Annotated in this window: 4 protein-coding genes; 3 read left to right on the top strand and 1 reads right to left on the bottom strand. The window is 61.9% G+C overall.

Translation table 11 applies throughout. The features are described 5' to 3' along the window. From VHD36_02160 to VHD36_02150, 3 genes are all read left to right on the top strand, one after another. Positions 1 to 223, top strand: a 223-nt coding sequence (locus tag VHD36_02160; protein HVU86095.1) for a hypothetical protein, incomplete at its 5' end; no start/stop codon positions are given. 100 nt (positions 224 to 323) lie between these two features. Then, the gene (locus VHD36_02155) at positions 324 to 5,348 is read left to right on the top strand and encodes an autotransporter outer membrane beta-barrel domain-containing protein (protein HVU86094.1); all 5,025 of its coding nucleotides are present in this window, start codon (positions 324 to 326) and stop codon (positions 5,346 to 5,348) included. 136 nt (positions 5,349 to 5,484) lie between these two features. Beyond that, positions 5,485 to 6,228, top strand: coding sequence for an invasion associated locus B family protein (locus VHD36_02150; protein ID HVU86093.1), 744 nt, complete (start codon positions 5,485 to 5,487; stop codon positions 6,226 to 6,228). Between the two features lie 4 nt (positions 6,229 to 6,232). On the opposite strand, the gene VHD36_02145 is transcribed toward VHD36_02150, so the two are convergent. Beyond that, the coding region (locus VHD36_02145; protein ID HVU86092.1) for a hypothetical protein at positions 6,233 to 6,911 on the bottom strand (679 nt) is incomplete at its 5' end.

The following is a 6,911-nucleotide window of genomic DNA, read 5'->3' as shown; positions in this document are numbered from 1 at the left end:
CAGCCAACTCAACCGCGATTCACCGAAGCAAGCCATCCGCAGCATGTGGCAGAAACGCCACTCGCGCCAAAATCCGTCCGATAGAGCGGCGGTCGAATTCGCCGTGTGGTTGTCCAACGCATTGAATTTTAAGTGCATCTTCGCTGTGGATAAGCCACCCCCCAATTGGCCGAAACAAAGGGAAATCGGGGCCTTGTGGTCTTGCGGACGGTTCAGCCGCTGAGGCACATTGCCGCCAAGGCACGGGCAGCTTTGCGGCGGAACCGTGCCTGTAATGCGGCATACCACGGGTGGTCGGCGGACCGCCTACGAGGGGAAATATCATGGCTATCCGGAATGTCCGCGGCAGCAGCCGCGCGGCTCGTCGTAACGCACCCAGGAATCTCCTCCTCGCGCCGCCCAGAACCCGCAAGGGGCTATTGCTAGGGTCGTCGTTCGCGGGCGGCGCACTGATGGTCCTCGGCGCGACGCTGGCAATGCCAAATGCCGCCCAGGCAGCGTGCCCCGAGACCTACTCCGGCTCAAACATCTTCAACTGCACGGGCAGCACGACCACCGCCGACACTATCACGCCGACCGGCAACTTCCTGATTAACCTTGGAGAGGAAGGGCCGCCGAGCGGCATTTACACGGAGCACACTGCTTCCGGAAATGCCGTCACAATCAACAACAGTAACGGCTCCTCGTCGGTGCCGGACATCAACATGAGTGCCGCATCCACCATCACTTCGGATACGGGCGATGGTTTGCGTTACTACAATTCCGTTAGTGGTCCGAACTCGACGGTAACGTTTGATATCAACGGGAAGATCTACGGCGGCGCAACGGCGTATGACAATTCGCCGACGACGGCGACAGGCGATGGCCTGCATATCGGCAACGGGGCCGCCCCTACTGCTCCGGCGCAGCCGACGTCCGGTCAGCGGGATATGCATGACATCGGCACGCTAAATATTACGTTGGGTTCGGTCAGTGAGACCGGTTCTACAATACAAGGTGCCGATGATGGCCTGTTTATCGCTTCGGAAATCAGCAAACAGGTCACGATCACCAACTATGGCACGATAATTGGTCACGGTGACCAACCGACCTCCAGCAACTCGGGCGAAGGCATTCACGTCTCGAACGCCGACCACGGCATCGGCGTGGGTACGATTTCCCCGAACGTTGGCGTGGATTACCGTGTCAGCGGTGCTGTCACCGTTAACAACTACGGGACCGTCACGGGGACGAAGAACACTGGCACGCCGGACCCGACAACGCCTGGCACTGGTGTGAATATTTCTGCCAAGGGCGATATTATCGTTAACAACGGCAGCAAGACCGAGAGCGGCACGATCACCGGCACCACCGGCGTGTACGCCTGGGGTGGGAACGAAGCCGGCGCCGATATATCGGTGACCAACTATGGCCACATCGGCGGCTCGCTGGGCGATGGCGTTTCGATCCAGTACGGCGACGTCGGCACGATTACCAACCACAGCTACCATTCGATCATTGGCAGCCAGGGTACCGCAGGCGTCAACGCGCAGAATCTCGATCAGCTCATCTTTGATAACAGGGCTGGTCTCACTGCGGGCATTACCGCTGGGATGGATGGCGCGTACATCAACAACATCACCGGCACCGGACATACGGGCCAGGATGCGGTTCACGTCCTGAACACCGAGAGCGGCATCCTTGCCGGTGACGGGACGGGCTTGGCCATCTCGAACGTCGGCTCGTCCGGCGCGGGCAAGGATGTCGTCATTGACAACTACGCAACCTGGTCGTGGAGCGAGGGTGACCACGGCGGCGGTCTGATCGTTGGCCTCAACGACGATGGTATTTCGGCGACCGGCATCGGCGGTGACCTCATCATCAACAATCAGCTGACCTGGGGGTCGACGACCAACCTCAACGGCGTCGACGCGAACATCTACGATAGCGGCACCGAAAGTGGCCTGCTCTATGATTTCGCGGGCGGCCCCGGAAACAACGGGATTGTTGGCAGCGGCATCTTTGGCGACACGGGCGTCTATGGTCACAACATCGTCGGAGACGCCAAGGTCAACAACGAAGCCGGTCTTATCTTCGGCGGCGACGGCGACGGCGTTGCTCTCTCCGAGGTGGGCGGAGACGTTTTCGTTAACAATCAGAACGCCTGGCGGCACGGGGACGGCGGTCTTATCCTGGGCGATCAGTTCGGCGTGCAAATCGGCGCCAACGATCCGGATGGCATTGGCGGCGGCGTCTATGTCAATAACCAGAAGGGCGGCATCTTCGGTCTTGAGGAGTCCGGCGTCGCGATTTCCAACGTGACCGGTCTGGACTCCGCCGGAGACGATGCTGTGGATGTCGACAACACGCACAGTGGCGTCATCGCGGGCCTCGTCAACGGCGTGACCGTCGACAACGTTCACGGCACCGGCAGCGAGAGCAACGACGTCTACATCGACAACAGCGGATACTGGCACCACGGGCAGCACGCCGGTGGCTTGATCGTCGGCGAGAGCGGGGCCGGCGTCTCGGTCACCGCTACCGAAGGCGATGTCACGATCGATAACTCGCTGACCATGAACTGGGGCAGCATAGGCCTGACCGGGTTCGATCCCTCAGTGGATGCAAACGAGAGCGGCTCGCTGCTTTCGAGTTGGCTGGCCGAGACAGCCAACCCTGCCCCCGGCGCCGGCCTCACCGGCTTCAGCACCGGCATCTGGGGCGGTCATGTCGGCGCGGAAGGCGACAGCATCGACGGCCACGTTTCGATCGACAACTCGCGCGGCGTGATCGTTGGAATCGGCAACGCCAGCGAAGGTGTCAAGTTCTCGAACGTTGGCGACGGCATTGAGATTGACAATACCGACTGGCATACCGACCCAGGCAATATCGACGACTACTCGCTGATTCTCGGGAGCGGCGTTGGCATCGATCTGGCCAACATCGACGGCGGCGTCGATTTCAACAATAGCCGCGGGATCACCTACAGCCACAACTCGGCTTTTCTCCTGGACGGCGCCTCCGAAGGTGACGTTACGATCAACAACTCGGCTGGTATCATTGCCGGTTTCTACGGCGATGGCATCGGCATCCAGGGTGTCGACGACAGCGTTCATATCGCGAACGGTCACGACAGCGGTGGCTATATCCTCGGTGGTGAGGCCGGCTCGGCGATCGAGATTGGGCTCGCGAGCGACAATCTCGCTATTGGCGCCGAAAGTGCGGATATCACGAATGGCTACTCGTGGATTGACTCCTACGATGAGGGGGTGACGCACGGTGGCCTGATTGCCGGCGTCGGCTCGGCTGATCACCCGGTCATCTACCTCAGTACCTCAGAAGGCTTCGATGGCGGCGCCACCGTCACCAACCACGGCATCATCACCGGGCTGGGGTCGATGGTCTACGACACGTTCAACGAGTCTGGGGCCGATCTGCCAGGCTTCAACTTCCCGCTCATGCTCGGCCAGAGCCCCGGCGACTTGCAGCCGATCTATGACGACGTCAACAATATCGCGATGTTTGTTGGCGGGCCGGGTTCCGGCAGCGGCAGCATCGACAACCTCTCGCGGTACAACGACGCGGCCGCCGATGTTGCCGTCGTCGGCCGCAACGGGGCCACGACGATTAACAACAGCTATGCCACTGAGAGCGGCGCGGTAATCTTCGGCACGGTAGATTTGGCCGGTGTTAATCAGAACAGCGAAGGTGACTACGTAGTCGGCAACCAGTTCAACAATACAGGGAACTGGTTCACGTTGGGTGACAACATCGTCTCCGGCGAAGGTGCCGATTCAATACATAACGACGGGCTCATTCAGACGGCCTTCGGCGAGGGCTTTGACTACACGTCGTTCACGACCGACACGTTCTACAACGACGAGCCGGTCGGCGGCACTGGCGTACTCAGCATGATTGATGGCGAGGCCGGAGACGTCACCACCATCATTGGCAACTTCCAAGGTTCAACCAGTGAGAGCGGCTTCAGCTATCTGGCGGTCGATACCAACTTTGCTGACTGGAACCTGCCAAACTCGGAAGGCACCGATCAGCTTCACGTCGAGGGCGATGGCGCTGGACTTGTGTCTGGCTCGACCGGCGTCATCATCAACAAGCTGAACACCGAACCTTCAGAGGCGGGCATCGGAAAGACGATGCTGCTGGTCACCGACAACAGCGAGACTACCAGCTGCGATGACCGGTGGTGCATGTCGGGCGATCCCTTCTTCGTCGCCAGCCAGTCCACTGACTACATTAATGTCGGTGGCGCCGGCTTCGTGAAGGACGGCCTGCTGATGTGGGGCATCGCCCAGACAGAGTCTGGCGTGCTTGACGATGAGTACTCACTGGAATCGACCTGGTCGCCGGACTCCGGAAACCAACCGGTCCTGATGCACAGCATACAGTCTGCCTCGATTGACACCGCCGGTGTCGTCGACGACCACGTCTACGGCAATTCGTTCCCCGATACGCCCCAGGGAACGGACCAGGGCGGCGGTGGCGCGGATCTCAGCCAGCCGCTGGCAACGACCACGACCGGTGTGCATACCAGCAGCGTGTTGTGGGGCCGCGCAGTCGGCAGCTGGGATAATCGTGACACCACGGTTACCGGCCCGGCGCTCGATCTCGACACCAACGCGAATACGACCACGTACGCCCTGCAGGCAGGCGTCGAGTTGCGTCCGAACGCGGATGGCGGCGATGGTGTCCGTCTCGGCCTTTACGGCGGCTACCTGTCGACGAACACGGCGTTCGACACCTACGGTGGTTCGTCGAAGGGCACCGGCGGCACCGTCGGTGGCTACGCCGCCCTCGTCAAGGACGGCTGGTACATCGACGGCGAGGTCAAGGCCGACTTCCTTGGCGTGACGTACTCGTCGACCTCGGTGAGCGTCGATACAAACGCGACAACGGTGGCTGTCCTGGCGAACACCGGCTACCGGATGCAGAACGGCGCCTCGTTCCTCGAGCCGATTGCCTCGTTCGTCTATGCCAACACCTCTCTCGGCGATACCAGCTCCGGAGGCGTGTCGGTCAGCTACCAGGACGGCCAGAGTATACGTGCAGGTGCCGGCGTCCGGGTGGGCACGACCTTGGGCACGGCTGGCGGAACGCAGACCCAGCTCGATCTGACGGGCCGAGTTTGGGATGAGTTCGGCGGCCCCAACCAGGTAGTCATCAGCGACGGCAATCCCGCGGACGACGTAACGCTGTCCGACTCGATCTCCGGCGTGTTTGGCGAGGTGGTCGGTCGCGCTACCGTCTACAACGCGGACAGGACGGCCTCCGGCTTCGTATCGGTCGGCGGCAAGTTCGGGTCCGATATGAGCAGCGTCGAGGCCAAGGTGGGCGCCCGCAAGGCCTTCTGACGCACCTGGCTCAACCCACGAACAAGCGGGCCGGTCGCAAAGACCGGCCCTTTTTTTCAGTTTGGGCTTCGAACTTGCTGACCTCTTCGCGCGGCTGGTCTAGTGTCGCCAGCGCGGCAACCGTGAGATCAATATCGTGAGCAACTGGGAACCCACACTGAGCGACGATGACCTGCGCCAGAGCGGCAGTAGTCGCCGTCGGCAGGGTGGCAGCGGAATGGTCCGCGTGCTGGTCGGAGTCATCGTGCTGCTGCTGGTGATTGCCGGCGGTCTGGGCTTCCTGTTCTTCAGCGGGGCGATCTCGACCGCTCAGCCGACCTCCGGTGCAGCGACGGCGCCCGTCCCCACGCCTACGCCGCGACCTGCGACTGCCGGGAGCTCCGGTACGGGCGGCGCGGCCGCTGCGGGAACGGCGGCGACCGCCCCGGCTCAGCCGGCTCAACCAATCGTCACGAAGCAGACGAAATACGACGATTGGACATACACATGCCTGAAGGCCAAGGAGACCGACCCGAAGCCTAGTTGCGCTATCTCGCAGGTGCTTTCCGACCCGCAGTCCAAGGCGCCCTATATCCTGTGGCGCATTGTCAGCACTGATCAGGGCTTGATCGCCGAGTGGCAGACCCGCACCGGCGTTATGGTCAATGCCGGCATCGTTATTGATATCGGCGGGCCAAAGCCGATCAACCTGCCCTATCAGTATTGCACGCCGACCGGCTGTCAGGTGCAGGCCAATCTGGCACAGGATTTCGTCGATAGCCTGTCCAAGGCGACCAAGGCGAACGCGACCGTGCTGCCGATCAACTCGAAGGCCGTCGTCTTTCCGTTCAGCGTAAAGGGACTTGCCGACGCGCTTGCCGCGCTGAAATCGGCTTCGTAGCGGACTATTCGGCCTCGCTCAGCGTCCGCGCCACGAGTATGCGGGCGGCAGTTCGCATGGCGTCAAATTGGCGATAGCGCGCGCGCTCGAATTCGGCGCCGTTTTCGACACGCGCCGCCGCCTGCTGGTGCGATGAGAAATGCCATGTGTTGCCACCACAGTTGAGCTCGAGAACATAGAGCGCTCCGGTGGCTGCTTCGCGCAGGATGTCGATCCCCTTTACGGGCACGTCGGGAACTGCCGCGTCGGCGCGCCGTGCGAGCGCAAGCACGTCCGCGTCGTTCACGAAGACCTTCTGCTGGGCTTTGATCGCCTGGCTGGCGATCTGAGCCCGCTCGATATCGTCGTCAGGCGCGCGAAGAGACGGACGGAGCTGCTCGCTGAGGTCAGTGATGGCGTAGAGCGGCTCCCCGAACAGCGTCAGCACGCGATGCGCACTGATGTAGCGGCCTGTATCGATGAAGCGCTGCACCAGCATCGGTCCGTACCGCCCGGGATGACGGCTGGGATATTCCTCGGGCGCGCGATAGCGCACGCGGGCCGTGCGCATCAACTGAATGCCCTCGCCGTGTGAAGAGCTCGGGATGTCGGTCGGCTTCACGACCACGAATTCCCCCCATTCGGCGGGGTCAAGTCTCAGCTCGGGCGTCAGCAGAGCCCACCGCGGCACCGGCAAGCCGGCG

This window comes from Pirellulales bacterium, assembly GCA_035546535.1.
In the GTDB taxonomy this organism is placed as follows: domain Bacteria; phylum Planctomycetota; class Planctomycetia; order Pirellulales; family JACPPG01; genus JACPPG01.
Note: the sequence above shows the minus strand (reverse complement) of the source record. Positions and strands in the feature narration are given on the sequence as shown.

What these genes read in the sequence shown, in the direction of transcription:
- VHD36_02155 (HVU86094.1), top strand. Translation starts at nt 324, where the DNA reads ATGGCTATCCGGAATGTCCGCGGCAGCAGCCGCGCGGCTCGTCGTAAC.